Below are 16,029 nucleotides of genomic sequence, written 5' to 3'. Positions count from 1 at the left end.
GCACATCGTGAAGGGCTCTCATGCGTGACATGACCGAGGAATCCGGGCAGCGGGCGACCGCCGAGGCGATCGAGCGCGGTGGCGGCGGGCTCGGCGTGGACGACCTGCTGGCCAGGGTGATGCAGGCCGCCACCGGTACGGACTCCGGTGCCGCCCCCGCCCCGCCCCGGGACGTGGACGGCGTGGCCGCCGCCATCGCCGCCGCGGCGGGCCGCCATCTGCCCGCGGGACACCTGTCGCCCGACGCCGACTTCTTCGACGCGGGGGGCACGTCCGTGCATGCCGTGGAACTCGTCGCGGAGCTGGAGGGCGAGCTGGGCATCGAGTTCGACCTGGACGAGGTGTTCGCCGACGCCCGTCCGATCAGTCTCGCCCGGCGCTGGCTGCAGGCGACCGGGGCCGAAGCGTCGAGCGAGGCCACCCCGCCGGCCGTGCACGCAGGCACCCCGGCGCCCACCGCCCAGGGCACTCTGCCGGTTCCGGCCGCCGGTGTGCGGGCGGCCTCCGGCGCGGGTGCTGTTGCGGCTCCGGCCCCTGGCACACTGCCGCTCTCCCCGGCGGGCGCTCTTCCGGCCCTCGCCCCGCGCACCCTTCCGATCCCGACTCCGCGCAGCTCACCGGCGTTTCGCCCCCGTGTCGGCAGTGGCGACGAACGGTATACCAGGGCCCGCCGCGAGGACCTCGAGCAGATCCTCGCCGATCTGAGCCTCGCCGACCGCCTGCCGTTCGCCGACGTGCCTGAGCCGCTGCCGCCCCGCCGGATCCTGCTGACCGGCGCCACCGGCTTTCTCGGCAGTCACATGCTGCTCGACCTGCTCCGGCACAGCGACGCGCATGTCCATTGCCTGGTCCGCGCGGTCGACGAGGAGGCGGCCGTCGCCCGGCTCGGCGAGGCGCTGAAGAGTCACCGACTGCCCTGGTCGTCGGAGGTGCGGCGCCGGGTGACCGTGCTGCCCGGCGACATCCGGCGGCCGCGGCTCGGCCTCTCCGACGAACTGTGGCACACGCTCGCCCACGAACTGGACAGCGTCGTGAGCGTGGCCGCGGCCGTGGATTTCCTGCGCGGCTACCAGTCGCTGCGGGCGAGCAACGTCCTCGGCGCGCTCACCCTCGCCGAACTCGCGGCCACCGGGCGGCCCAAGCCGCTGCACCACATATCCTCGATCGCCGTCTTCAACGAGGTCGGCATCACCTCCATGGGCGAGGACGACCCACTCGCCCACGTCGACCGGCTCGTCTCGGGCTACGACCAGTCGAAGTGGGCCGCCGAGGTCGCCCTGCGCCGTGCCCGCGACCACGGCCTGGTCGTCACCGCGCTGCGCCCCGGCGGCATCGGCGGCCACACGAAGACCGGCGCCTACAACCCGCAGGACCTCAGCAGCGGCCTGATCTCGGCCTTCGGCCGCTTCCGCACAGTACCGGCCTTCCGCTACCTGAACGCGGCCCCGGTGGACTGGGTGAGCCGGGTCGCCGTCGCCGCGATCTGCGAGCCCGACGCCTGGGGCTACGACTACAACCTCACCGGTGTGCCCAACACCCTCGACGACGTCGTCCGTGACATGGCGCTCGGAGGAATGCACGTGCGCGTCCAGGACTGGGACGAGTGGCGCACCGACGCTTTGGCCCGCCTGGAGGCCGAACCGGTCCCCGAACTCGCCTTCCTCTCCATGGTGTTGCAGAGTCCTACCGCCCTCAAGCTGTGTGAGGCGACCCTGAAGGGCCCGGCGGCCGAAGGCGCACGCACCGCCGCGCTGGTCGCGGCGCTAGGGCTGCCGCCCGCGGCCCGCTACGACGCGCAGGCCCAGCTGAGCACGTTCGAGCGGCTCGCCCAGGACGGCCTCGCCAGGCTGCCGCACAAGGACGACCAGCCCTACCTGTGGTTCTCGGAGACGACGGAGGGCAGCGTGGGACCGGTCGGCGCCCTCGCCGACAGCCCCTGCTCCATGGCGCTCACCCTCTCCATCGCGAGCATGTACCAGCTGGTGAAGGAGCGCCGGGTGGACGTGACCGGCGAGGTCGTCTGCACCGCCGTACATCCCGAGCCGCTGACCGTCGAGCGCGGCGACGTCTGGATCCGCCCCGAGGAGGGGATCCCGCAGCAGCACGGACTCAGGCACCAACTCCTGTGCTACCGGATGCGGTTGCGCGACGCCGACGGCGGCCACTGGTGGCTGGAGGGTCACAAGTACGCCCGGGCCCGCCGCGACCTGTGGCGGCAGACCCGCGCGCTGACCGTGCGGATCGGCCGCGAGGGCGAGGCGGCGACCCTGGCGGGCGAGGTCGTCGTGCCCGCGGACTCCTACGTCCGCGACCAGATCGACGGCATCAAGGTCGACCCGCGTCTGACCAGCCAGGAGAAGCGGGCAGCCAAGCTGACCTGGCTCGCCTGGTTCGGCCTGGAGATGGGCCGCGGCCTGCTCGGCCCCTTCGCCCGCGCCGCCGCGGACCTGCTCGACCTGCGCCGCACCCCGACCCCCACGGAGCACCACCGATGATCTTCAGGACGACCACCTCCCGCGCCGGCGGTTCGGCGCTGCCCCGGGTCAGGACTACCGCGGCCCTGCGCCCGCTGCACCACCGCCTCGACCCGGCCCGCGTCGAGGAGATCCCCTTCCGGGCGGACGACGGCGTCCGGCTCGGCCTGACCCGTATCCACACCGGCGCCGCGGACCGCCCCGTCGTGCTGCTCCTGCACGGACACACCGCGTCCGCCGACATGTTCCTGCTGCCGGAGACCCGCAATCTGGTCGACGTCCTCCTCGACGACGGCTACGAGCCCTGGCTGCTGGACTGGCGGGGCAGCTGCCGGCTGCCGTACAACGAGACCGGCCAGAGGTACACGTACGACGACGTGGCCCTGTACGACATCCCTGCGGCCGTCAAACACGTCCGCGAGCGTACAGGCGACCGCCCGCTGTTCGTGGTCGCCCACTGCATCGGCTCGCTCACGCTGTCCCTGAGCATGGCGGCGGGACTGGTGCCGGGCCTCGCCGGCGTGGTGTCCCAGGGTGTGTTCCTGACGCCGAAGCTCGCCGGCCGGACATCGCTGCGGATGTCGCTGGCGGGGGAGCTGCTGAAGACGCGGATCGATCACATCCCGGTCGACTTCCGCAAGGTGGGCCTGTGGTCGAGGTACACCCCGTTGTTCGCACTGGCGTCACGGAAGGCGAGCTGCCCGGACCCGACCTGCCAGATCCTGCACAATTCCGCATGGGGCACGGGAGCCTCGCTCTTCGTGCACGAGAACCTGTCCGAGGCCACCCACGACCGCCTCGCCGACCTCCTCGGCCCCGCGCCGCTGTGGATCCTGCCCCACCTGCGCCGCATCGAGCTGGCCCGCAGCGTGGTCCGCTGGCACGAAACCGACCACCGCTACCGTGACCTGCCGCCCAATGCGCTGGACGCGGCCGGCCGTATCGACACCCCCGTGCTGCTGCTCGCCGGCAGCGACAACGGGCTGTGGCTGGACTCCCAGCGGCTCTGCCATGACGTACTCGCCGACCGCCAGCCCCAGTTGGACGTGTCCTACACCGAGATCCCCGGTTACGGCCACCTGGACACATTCCTCGGCCGGGGCGCCGCCCTGGACGTCTTCGGTCACATCCTCGATTTTCTCGGTGGACGGCGGTGACGGACGGCTGGTCGGCCGACCACCGAACCCGCCGGTGACCAAACCACGCTCCAGGAAGCACCGCATGCCGCAGCTCGCCGCCGACGGTGCGCAACGACGTACGACGTGGCTCCCGACCCCATCCCGGTATTGCGGGCCCGAGTCACATCGGCGGCGGGCGGCGTGCGCGCGGTTCTCAAGCAGGTGTTCGCCGACACACCGACGTCCCCGGGCATCCCCGCGGACAACCAGGCCACCATGTTCATGGCTCTCACCTGTGGCGACGCCGAATGTCCGCACGACGTCGACGGCTACGCCTGTCCCGCGTGAAAGCCCTGGTTCGGGCTGCTGATCAGGCCGTTTGTCTGCCTGCCGTCAGGCTGCTTGCTGGTACTCGTTGATGAGGCCGCCGAGTAGTTGAGTGCGGCGGACGCGGCCTCCGAAGGGGATGACAGGTGCCGTCTGGCCGGTCTCCGAGGCTTGGGGAGATCGTTGGTGGAGGGATTGGTGGGGGCGGTGCCGGTTGTAGTGGTCGGTGTAGGTGTTCAGGACGGTGCGCAGGTGCCGTTCGTTCATGATGAGTAGGCGGTCGGTGCACTCGTGGCGGACGGTGCCGACCCAGCGTTCCGCGAAGGCGTTTGCCTTCGGCGATCTCGGCGGGGAAAGTAGCACCTGCATGCCCGCGTCGGCGAGCACGGCGTCGAAGGCGTCGGAGAACTTCCCGTCCCGGTCGCGTAGGAAGAACCGGAACCGGTCCACCCGGTCTTCGAGGTCCATCATCAAGTTCCTCACCTGCTGGGTCACCCAGTCCCGGTTCGGGTGCGCGCTGATGCCGAGGACGTGCACTCGGCGCGTTGCGACTTCCATGACGAACAGCACGTACAGCCGCCGGCAGAACGCGGTATCCACATGGAAGAAGTCGCAGGCCAGCAGTCCGGAAGCCTGGGCGCGTAGGAAGGAGGCCCAGGCGTCGTGAGCCCGCTGGGGCGCGGGCGGAATGTTGCCCTGCCGCAGAACTGACCGGACGGTGGCGGCGCAGACCGTGATGCCCAACCGGGCCAGCTCTCCCTGCACTCTGCGGTGTCCCCACAGCGGATTCTCCCGCGCGAGACGCAGGATCAGCTCCCGCGTCTCCTCCGATATCGGCGGCCGACCGGGGCTCTTGTGGGGGTAGGTCCACTTGCCGGCGATCAGCTCTCGGTGCCAGCGCAGCAGCGTCGCTGGGGTGACGAAGAAGCTGCTCCAGCTCTGTCTGGGCAGCAGACGCGACAGGGCCGCCAGCAGGACCCGGTCGGCCGGTTGCAACTTCGTTTTATCGAGCTGGCGTTGGAGTACAGCGAGCTGGTGCCGCAGCACCAGCAGTTCGACGTCCTTGGCAGCGTTGCCCAGCAGCCGCAGGCCCGCCAGCTCCAGCGACCTGCGCGTCAGCAGATAGATCCATGACCACCGCATGGATCTCGATCATGCCCCGGTCCACCACCGTCCCGCAGCGAAACGTCCTGATCAGGGGACCGAACCCGGGTTTTCACGCGGGACACCCAGACGATCAGCAAGATCACCCACCTCGACATACGAAGGCGTGAACGTCTGCGTGGCATCCTCCACGAGTACGAACATGCCGCGTGACCTGGGCGGACGAGGTTTCCGGCAAGGGCAACGTGTCACCTTTCGGTCTGCTGCCAGACGGAGGTGAGCGCCGTGACGGGGTCGGGGTCGGCCGGCGCTGCTGGCCACCATTCGCCGTCGTCGTCCCGGGTGTAGGGGTACCAGCGGGTGTCGGGGCCCAGGCGCAGCTGGATGCGGTGGTCGGTGAGGGTGAGGCGGTTGCGCCAGGCTCTGAGGGTGACCGGGGTGGTGGTCATTTCGGCGAGGGCTTCGGTCAGGGCGGTGCGGGCGGCTGTCATCGCCGTCGGATCGGGGGCGTGGGGGTGTTCGGCGACGGTGATGCCGGCTGGGCCGCCATACCGCCAGGCGCGGGTGAGGCGGGCGAACGCGGTCGGTTTGGCACCGGTGTTCTGGATGAGGTGATGGAACCACTCGGCGCCGCAGTTGCTCGCGGCGATCCGTGCTGCGTCCTCGTGCTGGGACAGGCGCAGGCTCGTGGTGTCGCCCGTGAGCAGCCGTGCGGCGCGTGCGGCGGTGTCTGCCATAAGACGTTCGAGGTCCGCGGTGGACAGTCCGGTGCCGGATGGCGGGGCGGTGGGCAGTGCGGTGGTGTGGGGGGCCGGTTCGGGAGGTTCGGGAAGGGGTGCGGCGTGGTCGGCCAGGGCGGCCCAAGCTGCGTAGGCGCCGGCGGCCGGGAGGCCGGCTGGGGCCGGTGGGGGCGAGGTCGCCTGCGCGGCCGTACGGCGGGCGCGCAGCTGGGCAAGAACCTCCTCCCGCCCGTGGCCGCGCAGGGCGAACACGACGAAGGGGTCGGCGTCGATGGTCACGGCGATGGCGTAGCAGAGCGCGGCGGCGTGTTTGCAGGGGTAACCCCAGTCGGGGCAGGAGCATTCGGGACCGAGTTCGGTGGGCTGCGGGAGCAGGGGGGCGCCGGCCTCGCGGGCGTCGTCCACGAGTTCGGCGGGCATCTCGCCGTCGAGGAGTGCGGCGAGATGCCCGGCCCGGGCCGCGATGGTGTCGAGGAGGGTGTCCCACTGGGCGTCGGTCAGGACGGGCAGGTGGACCGCGGAGCGGTAGGGGCGGGGCCTGCTGCCCTGAACGGCGGCTTTGACCTGGCCGGGGGCGACGGTGACGGGGCCGACCATGCCCTGGCGGGCGTAGGTGCGTCCGCGGGACAGGCGCCCCGAGTCCAGGGTGGAGCCCTCCAGGGCCGTCACCCATGCCTGGCCCCACCAGGTCACCGCGAAGGCACGCCTGCCGCGGGCGGGCGCCCGGCGCGGGCCGGGGATCGACGGGCTCATGACTGCCTCCCCAGGGCGACGAGTTCGGCGAGATCGGCGTCGGACAGTTCGGTCAGAGCGGCCTCACCGGAGCCGACCACGGCGTCGGCGAGCGCGCGCTTGGATTCGAGAAGCTTCGCCACCTTGTCCTCCACGGTTCCTTCGGCCAGGAGTTTGTGGACCTGTACGGGCCTGTCCTGGCCGATGCGGTAGGCGCGATCGGTGGCCTGGTCCTCGACCGCAGGGTTCCACCAGCGGTCGTAGTGCACGACATGGGTGGCACGGGTGAGGTTCAGGCCGGTGCCCGCGGCTTTCAGGGACAGCAGGAACACCGGCACCTGGCCGCGCTGGAAGCGGTCCACCATCTCCTCGCGCGCGGTGACGGGGGTGCCGCCGTGCAGGAAGAGGCTGGGGACGCCTCGCTCCGAGAGGTGCTTCTCCAGCAGGGTCGCCATCTGCTTGTACTGGGTGAAGACCAACACCGACTCGCCTTCGGCGGTAATGGTGTCGACCAGTTCGTCGAGCAGCGCCAGTTTGCCGGAGCGGCCGTGCAGCGGTGTGGACTGGCGCAGGTACTGGGCGGGGTGGTTGCAGATCTGCTTCAGCGCCGTGAGGAGCTTAAGGACAAGGCCGCGTCGGGCGATGCCCTCGGCTTCGGCGATCTTCGCCATGGTTTCGCGGACCACCGCCTCGTACAGGCTTGCCTGCTCGGCGGTCAGCGGGACGACGCGGTCGGTCTCGGTCTTGGCGGGCAGTTCGGGTGCGATGCCCGGGTCGGACTTCCTGCGGCGCAGCAGGAACGGGCGGACGAGACGGGACAGCCGTTCGGCGGCCCGCGGGTCCTCGCCCGACTCGATCGCGCGGGCGTGGCGGTCGCGGAAGGCGGTGAGCGGTCCGAGGAGTCCGGGGGTGGTCCAGTCGAGGAGCGCCCACAGTTCGGAGAGGTTGTTCTCCACGGGGGTGCCGGTGAGGGCGACGCGGGCGCGGGCGGGCAGGGCGCGCAGCTCGCGCGCGGTGACGGCGTAGGGGTTCTTGACGTGTTGCGCCTCGTCGGCGGCGATCAGCGACCAGGCGTTCTCGGCGAGGGCCTCCCGGTCGCGGCGCAGCACTCCGTAGGTGACCAGGACGATCTCGTCGTCGGCGAGGTCCTTCAGATGACGGTCGCCGCCGTGGTAACGGCGCACCGGCGTGGCCGGCGCGAACCGGGCCGCCTCGCGCTGCCAGTTACCGAGCAGTGAGGCGGGGCAGACGACGAGCGTGGGGCCCGCGGTGGCGGGGTCCCTCTGGCGGTGCAGGTGCAGAGCGAGCAGGGTGATGGTCTTGCCCAGGCCCATGTCGTCGGCGAGGCAGCCGCCGAGACCGAGCTCGCACATCTCGGCCAGCCAGGCCAGGCCCCGCTTCTGGTAGTCGCGCAGCGTGGCTTTCAGGGCGGCGGGCTGGGCGGCGGGGGTACGGGATTCGGGGTCGCGGATACGGGCGACGAGGTCGCCGAGTTCCCCGACCGCCGCGCAGCGAAAAGTCTCCCCGTCCCGCTCCACCTCGCCGGTCAGTGCGGCGCCCAGCGCCTCCATGGGGGTGAGCGGTTCCATCCGGCGGCACCGGGCGCGGGCCACCAGCTTCGGGTCGGCGACCACCCACTGGTCGCGCAGCCGGACGAGGGGGCGGCGCGCCTCGGCCAGGGCGTCCATCTCGGATTCGGTGAGCGGTTCGTCGCCGAGGGAGAGCTGCCAGCGGAAGTCGAGGAGGGTGTCGGCGTCGAGTGTGCCGCCCGAACTGGAGCCGGGCGCGGTGCGTTGCCCGACCTCCGCGGTCGCCGTGAGAGCTTTGACCAGTTCGCGAGGCCAGTGCACGTCGATGCCAGCGGCACGCAGCGTGTCGGTGGCATCGCCCAGCAGGTCGAGGGCCTCGTCGTCGGTCAGCCGCAGCTGGTCCGGAGCGGCGTCCTTCAGCAGCCGGTCGAGCGGTGACCAGACGCGGGCGCCGCGACGCAGGGCAAGCAGCGTCTCGGTCTCGGCGCGCGGGCCGAGCAGGCGTCCGGTCTCGGCTGGCTCGCTCCACAGCCGTGCGGCCTCCACGACGAGCGCCGGATCCGCCGCGGTATGCACCTGCAGCACGGCCCGGAACTGCCGACGCCGTCCCTCGGGTACGTCGACCCGCAGCGAGACCGTGACGTCGGCGGTGAACGCGCCGGCGGTCTCCTCGGCCCATTCGCGCAGGGCGGGCACGGCACGCGTCTCGCGCCAGGCATACGGCAGGGCTCCCATGGCGAGCGGAGCGGCGGGGGTGCGGACCAGCTCGTCGGCGACCGCGTCGCAGAACCGGTGTACCAGCGCTGCTGGTTCGGTGATCCGCAGCGGGGCTGGACCCGGTTCCGGCTGGCAGTGGGCGTGGGGCGGGAAGGCGGCGGCGAGGGCGTCCAGCGTCTGCCGCTGGGCGGCGGTGAAGGGGCCCGCCTGCCAGGTGTCGTAGCCGGTGGGGGTGAGGGCCGGGTGGAGACGGCCGTCGGCGAGCAGCCGGAGCGCGAAGCGGGCGGCGGTCTGCCAGGCGGCGGCGGACGGGTGCGGCGGCTGTGCCCCGGACAACGCGGCGACAGCGAGGGCGACGGGCAGCGCGTAACCCTCCGTCTTGCGCCGTCTGACCGAGCGGCCGTGCGGCAGCACGAGCTCCGCCACCTTGGTCTCGAGGCCTGCGGGTGCCGTGCCCTCAGCGGCGGCTGCCCCGGCGGGCTGCCAGAGCAGCAACCGGCCGAGTCGGGCGGGCTCGCCTGGCAGGAACACCGCCGCCCAGCCGTCGTTGAGCAGACTCCGCGCCCAGGCAGCCGACTCCGGTGCGGCCAATGGCGGCACGCTCCTTGTGCCCATGCCCTGCTCCCGTACGAGGACTCGTGCCACTCTCTTTCGCCTCACCGTCGTCCAGGCGGTCTTCACCGCTGCTTCGTCCACCAGCAGCCTCCGACCCTGCTGTCACCGGCGGGAGCGGGCCTTGCTCGCCGCGGTACGCATGCGTTTGGCCAGCCGCTTGTCGGCGCCACGCAGGCCCTCACCCAGTTCGGCGAGCACTCGGGCGGTGGCTGGGTGCTCCACTCGCCACAGGTCGTCCACCCGCTGTTCGAGTGCCTCCGGCGCCGTGTTCCAGTTCTCCAGGAAGCCCCGGGTCAGCTCCTCGGTGTCCTGAGCACCGGCGAGGATCGACAGTCCGTCGATGAGCAGCCACAGTCCGGCCTCCTCCGCCCGTGCCGGGTCCACGTGTGCTTCTGCCCCAAGGCGTGCGCCCAGGGTCGTAGTGGCCACCTGGCGGCACCCCTCGACGTCGGAGTCCGCTGCCTTGCGCAGCACGCGCAGTGCCCGGGGGTCGTTGAGGTCGGCCAGTACCAGTTGGGCCACGGTGCGCTTCGCCGCGGCCTCGGGGCCAGCTCCCGCGCATGCGTCGAGCAGCCCTACCGTGGCGTCTGCCGCAGAGCGGTGTTCCAGCCACCCTTCGACCTCCCGGCGCATCTCCTCGGGGGAGTAGCTCAGGAGCCCCTGGAGTAGAGCGCCGGCGTCCGCTTCGGCGTACTCACCGAGCAGGGGCGCGGGCACACCGCACTCCATCAGGTAGGCGCGGAGCCCGTAGCGGCCGAGCGGGGTGAGCCGCATGCGGTCCCCGCGCCTGTCGTCCCGCGACCAGTTCGACGCCGCTGACGCGGTTCCCGAACCGCCGCCCAGCTTCTGTCCGCCCATGGCGTTCAGGAGTGTGCGCAGCGCCTCCTCGGCCGGATCGTCGCCGTCACCGGGCTCGTACTCCACCGCGCCCAAGAGGGCGAGCCCTTCCCCGAGTTCCCGGAAAGTCGCCGCGAACAGCGCCTGGAAGAGATCGAACTCCGGCCCGTTCTCGCCCGCGTCACCGGCCTTCGCGCGCAGGTCGTCGACATCCACCCAGGCGTCGTCCGGGGCGTCGTACAGCAGGCCGACCAGTCCGTCGGCGATCTCGGCCGTCAGCTCGCCCAGCTCACCGTGCCACCCGTCCAGCACCCCCGTCTCACCGATCTCCTCCAGCAGATCGCCCATCGTGGCGGCCCAGAATTCCAGAAGGTCCTCACCGGTGAAGTCGGTTGCCGCACCGCCCCACGCGCGGCCCCCGCTGGTCGTGATCATCCCGCCATCCACGGCGAGCCACCACGGATCATTGAGCACGGCCACGTCTTTGGCGCTGCGCAGCGATTTCAACGCACGAGCCCGCGCGACGGCATCGGCATGCGGCGAGGCGTCGCCGGCCAGCTTCCACAGCTGGAGCTCCTCGACGGCCTCACGGGCGAGCGCGGGCCGCAGCACCCGGCCGCCGGTGACCTGCCGTCCCTCGCGGCACCAGGCGGCGAGCCGCAGCGCCGCGTCGAAGAGCGGAACACCCCGCACGGCAGCGACAAGGTCCTCCTGCGGAGCCAGGGTCACCGGGCGAAGCGCAGGCACATCCTCGCCCGGTCCACCGACTCCGGCATCGACCGGATCGCCCACCCGGCACTGCCCGCAGGTACACAACGCCACGTCCTCGGCGGTCAGCCGGCGGACACCGCCGCCCCCGGCCCGATCACCGGTCGGCGGTTTCGCTTCGCCGGACACGGTGTCCGGCGTCAACTGGGCCAGCCGCGCGGTGATCCCGTCCCGGTCGAAGGCCGCCGGATCGTAACCGGCCGCCCGCAGCTCGGTGACAAGCTCACCGTACGGGCTATCCCCGGCCCCGTTCGGGGTGTCGAAGCACTCCAACACCTCGGCCAGCCCCCACACGCCGCCGATGTCCTCGGCCGGTACATCGGCGCGACGCCCGCCGACGCAGCGCACTGTCCGCTCCGCGCCGACCGGGGGCGGCAGTGTCTTCTCCAGTGTGATCGCGTGCTCCCAGTCATCGCCGAAGTCGTAGACGTAGCGCAGCCGTGCGCCCTCCTCGGCCAGCACGTCGCCAAGCGCGGTGGCGTCCTCGTCGTCGACCCCGCTGCCGAAGCCGAGATCGATGTCGGTGAGCCGGGCCGCATCGCCGTACCCCCGGCCGAACTCGTCGGTGAAGAGGTGCAGATGGCCACCGTGCCATCCGAAGGCGACCTGGATGGCGTCGTGCAGCGTCCCGAGCGAGGTGTCGGACGGGAGTACGAGGCGCCGCCACAGGGGTGGTCTCGTGCCGTGCAGCACGATCTTCAGCTGGAGATCGGACGGGGCTGTCTTCCCGTCTCGTCGCATCTGTTGCTCCCACCGCACCGGGGCCACTCGAACGGCCCCATCATGGCGCTGTCGGTGTGCCCAGCTCAAACCCGGTTGCGGCGGCCACCGTCCTTCTGGGCATACATGGTCTCGACGCCGCCCGCATTGGATATCCTGTGTCCCCGCGATCTTTCGCGGGCAGTGCTGGCGCTCGGGAGCCCACGGCCTACCGGGGCCACGGTTGTCGCAGCCCTCGACGTGTAGAGACGCAGCGTGATGCCGGGTTTTGTAGCCCGGCCAGGTGACTGAGAGCTCTTGGAGTTGGCCGGTGTCGTCGGCAGCTCGCAAATGCGGTCCCGTCCGGATTCGATCAGTCGATGTCCGGATCATCGGACTCTTCGAGAAGTCGGGTCGCGAGGTCGTCGCCCCACTCCACGGCCCAGGCGCGAAGGGCGGTGATGGTGGCGTCATCGAGGCCATAGGCGGCAAAGGCTTCGTCGTCGGTCCACTCGGCGCCCGTGAGGTTCGACTGCAGATCCTCGCGCTTGAAGCGGCCACGGGCATGGCGGCGGCCGAACTCCTCGAGCTCGGCATTGGTCCACCGGCGGGAGGCAGCGAACACGTCGATCAGATCACGGGGCGCGCGCCGGGGTCGGCGAGGGCGCGGACCTTGGTCCCGATCACGTCCTCCTCCGCGAGGACGGGCCCGTACGGGCTCTGGGCGACTGGCCGCCAGAAGATCTCCTTGAGGATGTCGACTTCGCAGTCCTGCCCAGTGACCGGGTCGGTCACGGTGAAGCGGGCGGACAGCGGGGCGGTCTCCAGCGGGTGCACCTTCCAGCCGCAGGCTTCCAGGCCGACGCGGAGCGTGGCGGCGATGTCGGCCATGGGCGCCGGGTTCTCGGTGGCGACATCGAGGTCCTGGCTGGGGCGGTTCACGAGGCGGTGCGCCCGCACGGCGTATCCGCCGGTGAGGACCAGTGGATACCGGGATCCGAGAGCGATCACATCCGCCAGGAGCCGCGTGTGCAGCTCCGGCATGTCCGTCACGCGGCTGCCCGGGTACGGGAGGCGAGCTGGGGGAAGGCGTCCTCCCACACGGTGCGCACGGTGCGACCGACCAGAGTGCGCAGCACCGGCCACAGATGGAGGAGCAGGTCGCGGTTGAGGTAGCGGGGCAGGTCGTCGCGCAGACCCTCGTGCAGGACGGTTCGGTACAGGCCCATGCGCTGACGTGGCTTGCCCAGGTCGTACGAGGTCATCCCGGACCAAGCCATGTGCAGCGGCAGCTCCACGAGACCGTGGGGCGGCCCGTGCAGCTCGTCCAGCGACTCCGGCAGACGGCGGCGGAACTTCTCCCGGTACAGCGCGAGATCCTCGGCGTCCACGCCCGAGAGGTCCCTCGGCGCGGGTGCGCGGTGCTGTGGGCTGGAGCGCATACCTCCATTATGGCGACCGGAGAAGCCGCGCGGGTCATGTTGTGCGAGCCCGCCTCCGGAGTGAGCGGGGGCGGATCCCGTCGGGTGAGCTGGTTGTTGCAGTCTGTTCTGGCGCCGAGCGGTCGGGACGGACTGTCGGCCTTGACACTCGTTTGACGCTCTGGGCGCCCGCATACAGAGCGATTAACCGAAAAGGGGCTCTGATCTGGGCTTTTCCGTGACTCGCTCAGGCCGACATCTTTCCGATGTCGCACCTTGTGGAGTGCGTGGTGATCCTTGAAAGCTAATGGTGATCCTTTCTGCCTGGGGCGTGTCCGTGGTCAGGGTTCTCGTCTCGGGGTCGTAGGTCAGGGAGACCTCCTGGCTCCGGAGGTGGGCGATCGCCTGTGCGAGCGTGGGCAGCACCCATTGAGAGATTTTCAACCCGAAGTTGCAGGTTGCGGGGCTGGCGTGGGTCGTGGATGGGGCGCTCGTGCCGGTGAGGGATGTGATCGTCGGCAGGTGATCGTCCGTCAGCGGCTGACTTCCGCGTTCATCGGCACGAGCAGGGCGCGCAGGAGTCTGGTGGCGTGGCGGGCGTTCATGCGGACCTTGGTGAGGATCCGCCAGTTTTTCAGGTCGGCGAAGCCGTGCTCGTTCGCCGCGCGCTCGCGGCTGACCAGCCGGTTCGCCTCCTTCTGGGCGGCGGTGAGCGGATCACCGCGACTCGCCCGGCGGCCGGTGACGATCACTGGGTCGTCCGGGTCGTCATCCAGGCCGATGAAGCCGAGGTCGGCCAGGGCGCCGAGGCCGGCTTCCCGCAGACGAGTGGTGATCTTGTTGTGGCGGGCGGTGGTGATCTCGCTGGAGCGTCCCGGCTTCGCCGCCGAGATCCAGAGCAGGTTGCCGCGCTCGTCGGTCAGGGCGAGGAACAGCAGGCCATGGGCTTTGTGTTTGCCCGAATAGTTCGGCCGGTTCTCGTTCCCGGTGCGCCGACGGGTGCGCACGAGGGTGCCGTCGAGCAGCACGACGACGCCACCCTTCCGGGCGATTTTCTTCAGGGCGCGGTCCAGGCGCGGAGCACGGGCCGACAGCAGCCCGATCCCTTCCAGCAGCCAGCAGCCAGCAGCCAGCAGCCAGCAGCCAGCGGCGCACGGTGGAGGCGGAGACGTCGTTGCCGCCTCCCAAGCGATGCCCAGGGACCTCTTTCGGGTGACGGCGGGGCGCGCGTCGAGCTTCTTCTACGCCGCGTCCTTGTCTCGCTGGGCCTCGTTGATCCACTGGGTGACGACGGCGGCGTCGGCTCCGGCGTCGAGGGCTGCTTGGTAGCGAGCGAGCCGTCGCTCGCATTCCTCGCCGACGAGGAGTCGGAGAGGCCGGCTGGCCCGCCGGCCCCGGGTGTGGCGTGACCCCTGGCGGCGTCCGTCACCTCTTGCGGACAGCCGCCCAAGCCGAGGCGTAGCCGAAGCTGTTGAGGGCGCAGTGTACGACCATGGGCGCGATCAGGCTGCCGGACCGGCGGCGCAGTTCGCACAAGAGCACGCCGGCGATGCCCGTGCCGACGACGGCGGCGGCGACGGACCGGATGACGCCGGCTGTCCCGGTACCGAAGACGCCTTCGGCCGCGCTGTTGGCCTTGGTGAGTCCCCGCGACGGCGGCACATGCCAGAAACCGAACAGAGTGGACGAGACCGCCGTGGCCCACGCGGGGCCATGAAGCCGGGTGATCAGGGCCCACAGGACGCCGCGGAAGCCCACCTCCTCCAGCAGCACCGTGCCGAACGGCACGCGCACCAGAACGCGGAACAACTGCTTCGCGGCAGGAAGACCGGCAGCACGCTTGTCCTTGAAAGCCTCGTGGGTGATCGGCATATGCCACGCGAGGAGGTAGACGGCGAGGACGGCCCCGGCCAGGACGAGGCCCCAGTCCAGCCCACACTGCGCCGATACTGGACCGAGCCCCAGCTCCTCCCAGCTCAGACCGGACCGGCGGGCGATCGTCACGAGCAGCGCGGCCGCGGTGACGCACACCGGGACGTACCAGTCGTCGGCCAGCACAGTGGTCAGCGTGCTCGCAGCCGCGAGCACGCTGACCGCGAGGAGCAGCGAATGCATGGTCTCTCCAGCATCCCTGACGCGCAGGGATCCGGCAGATCACGACGCGCTGAGCAGGCGGGCATACCGGTACGGTTCGCCGCCCTGGACCAGCGCGGCCCGGGCTGGTGCCGACCACTGAGGTTTTCGGTTCGAGGTGACGTCATGGCGGAGCCGGGATGAGTCCGGTCTCGGCGATGAAGCCGTCGAGCAGGGCGGCTGGTACCGCATCCGTTTCAGGCGGGTGCGAGCCAGTGCGGCGAGTTCGTCGAGGCTGCACGGGGCGAGGTTGCCCAGGCTGTTCTTCCGATGCGCCCACACGCCCTCGGCCGGGTTGACGTCGGGTGTGCAGGCGGGAAGCGGAAGCCTGTCAGCCCCTGCCGGGCCTCGATCAGCTCGCGCATCGCGGCGTCGACGTGATGAGTGTAGTTGTCCCACACCAGCACGATGGGCCCGCCGAGCGGCTGGTGAGCTGCGTCCAGCACGCGGCGAAGTCCTTCTCCCGAAAGACCTGCCAGGTCGGGCCAGAGCGGCGCGGTGGCGGGCCGACACCAGGCGCGCTGAGGATCTCCCACACCGTCGAGGCGGCGACCCGGGGAGCAGCGTCGGGTCAACTCCCCTTGAATTCCCCTGTGCCCCCAGCGTGGATTCCCCCGGGCCGACTGCGGTACGAGCTTCCTGATCAGCGTTCGGGTGGGTGGGCGCCCAGTGCGTCGGTGCGCGGAGTGGTCCCGCTTCGCGGCGATGAACCTACGGTGCCACGCCGGCCGGGTAATCGGGGTGACCGGGAAGATCTCCCTCCAGCGCCGACGGGGTATCAACGCGGACAGGGCGGCGAACCAGAACCGATCCGC

Annotated in this window: 10 protein-coding genes and 1 pseudogene; 3 read left to right on the top strand and 8 right to left on the bottom strand. The window is 71.0% G+C overall.

Annotated elements, in window-relative coordinates:
* Window positions 1–29: 29 nt before the first annotated feature.
* The 3 genes from ACIBJF_RS31455 (at window position 30) to ACIBJF_RS31445 (ending at window position 3,940) form a co-directional block, all read left to right on the top strand.
* Entirely contained in the window at window positions 30–2,495 is a 2,466-nt protein-coding gene (locus ACIBJF_RS31455) for a thioester reductase domain-containing protein (RefSeq protein WP_399178775.1), read from the top strand.
* A complete protein-coding gene (locus ACIBJF_RS31450; protein ID WP_399178773.1) occupies window positions 2,492–3,631 on the top strand; it encodes an alpha/beta hydrolase in 1,140 nt (379 codons plus the stop codon). The genes ACIBJF_RS31455 and ACIBJF_RS31450 overlap by 4 nt, the downstream gene beginning before the upstream one ends.
* A 105-nt stretch (window positions 3,632–3,736) precedes the next feature.
* Window positions 3,737–3,940, top strand: a complete 204-nt coding sequence (locus tag ACIBJF_RS31445) for a hypothetical protein (RefSeq protein ID WP_399178771.1) — start codon at window positions 3,737–3,739, stop codon at window positions 3,938–3,940.
* A 45-nt stretch (window positions 3,941–3,985) separates the two neighbouring features.
* Here the strand turns inward: ACIBJF_RS31445 and ACIBJF_RS31440 are convergent, their stop codons facing one another.
* The 8 genes and pseudogenes from ACIBJF_RS31440 to ACIBJF_RS31405 form a co-directional block, all read right to left on the bottom strand.
* Complete coding sequence (locus ACIBJF_RS31440) at window positions 3,986–5,062, bottom strand: transposase (RefSeq protein ID WP_399178769.1); 1,077 nt, start codon at window positions 5,060–5,062, stop codon at window positions 3,986–3,988.
* A gap of 209 nt (window positions 5,063–5,271) precedes the next feature.
* Window positions 5,272–6,516 carry an SWIM zinc finger family protein gene (locus tag ACIBJF_RS31435; protein ID WP_399178767.1) on the bottom strand — a complete coding sequence of 415 codons (1,245 nt, stop codon included), beginning with the start codon at window positions 6,514–6,516 and terminating at the stop codon, window positions 5,272–5,274.
* A complete protein-coding gene (locus ACIBJF_RS31430; RefSeq protein WP_399178765.1) occupies window positions 6,513–9,356 on the bottom strand; it encodes a DEAD/DEAH box helicase in 2,844 nt (947 codons plus the stop codon). Before ACIBJF_RS31430 ends, ACIBJF_RS31435 begins: the two co-directional genes overlap by 4 nt.
* 102 nt (window positions 9,357–9,458) lie before the next feature.
* A complete protein-coding gene (locus ACIBJF_RS31425; RefSeq protein ID WP_399178764.1) occupies window positions 9,459–11,702 on the bottom strand; it encodes a plasmid pRiA4b ORF-3 family protein in 2,244 nt (747 codons plus the stop codon).
* A gap of 331 nt (window positions 11,703–12,033) precedes the next feature.
* A pseudogene (locus ACIBJF_RS31420) lies at window positions 12,034–12,704 on the bottom strand (nucleotidyl transferase AbiEii/AbiGii toxin family protein).
* Between the two features lie 5 nt (window positions 12,705–12,709).
* Window positions 12,710–13,102, bottom strand: coding sequence for a hypothetical protein (locus ACIBJF_RS31415; RefSeq protein ID WP_399178763.1), 393 nt, complete (start codon window positions 13,100–13,102; stop codon window positions 12,710–12,712).
* A gap of 512 nt (window positions 13,103–13,614) precedes the next feature.
* The gene (locus ACIBJF_RS31410) at window positions 13,615–14,109 is read right to left on the bottom strand and encodes a transposase family protein (protein ID WP_399178761.1); all 495 of its coding nucleotides are present in this window, start codon (window positions 14,107–14,109) and stop codon (window positions 13,615–13,617) included.
* Between the two features lie 397 nt (window positions 14,110–14,506).
* Window positions 14,507–15,196 (bottom strand): lysostaphin resistance A-like protein, encoded by a 690-nt coding sequence (locus tag ACIBJF_RS31405; protein ID WP_399178760.1) that lies wholly within the window; start codon window positions 15,194–15,196, stop codon window positions 14,507–14,509.
* Window positions 15,197–16,029 lie beyond the last annotated feature (833 nt).

Source organism: Streptomyces sp. NPDC050743, from assembly GCF_044456925.1.
Taxonomy (GTDB): Bacteria; Actinomycetota; Actinomycetes; order Streptomycetales; family Streptomycetaceae; genus Streptomyces.
This window is presented reverse-complemented; position numbering and strand designations above follow the sequence as displayed.

Excerpts from the sequence above, each read along its gene's own strand:
- ACIBJF_RS31455 (WP_399178775.1), top strand. The coding sequence starts at position 30 with ATGACCGAGGAATCCGGGCAGCGGGCGACCGCCGAGGCGATCGAGCGC.
- ACIBJF_RS31450 (WP_399178773.1), top strand. The coding sequence starts at position 2,492 with ATGATCTTCAGGACGACCACCTCCCGCGCCGGCGGTTCGGCGCTGCCC.
- ACIBJF_RS31440 (WP_399178769.1), bottom strand. The coding sequence starts at position 5,062 with ATGCGGTGGTCATGGATCTATCTGCTGACGCGCAGGTCGCTGGAGCTG.
- ACIBJF_RS31435 (WP_399178767.1), bottom strand. The coding sequence starts at position 6,516 with ATGAGCCCGTCGATCCCCGGCCCGCGCCGGGCGCCCGCCCGCGGCAGG.
- ACIBJF_RS31430 (WP_399178765.1), bottom strand. The coding sequence starts at position 9,356 with ATGGGCACAAGGAGCGTGCCGCCATTGGCCGCACCGGAGTCGGCTGCC.
- ACIBJF_RS31425 (WP_399178764.1), bottom strand. The coding sequence starts at position 11,702 with ATGCGACGAGACGGGAAGACAGCCCCGTCCGATCTCCAGCTGAAGATC.
- ACIBJF_RS31415 (WP_399178763.1), bottom strand. The coding sequence starts at position 13,102 with ATGCGCTCCAGCCCACAGCACCGCGCACCCGCGCCGAGGGACCTCTCG.
- ACIBJF_RS31405 (WP_399178760.1), bottom strand. The coding sequence starts at position 15,196 with ATGCATTCGCTGCTCCTCGCGGTCAGCGTGCTCGCGGCTGCGAGCACG.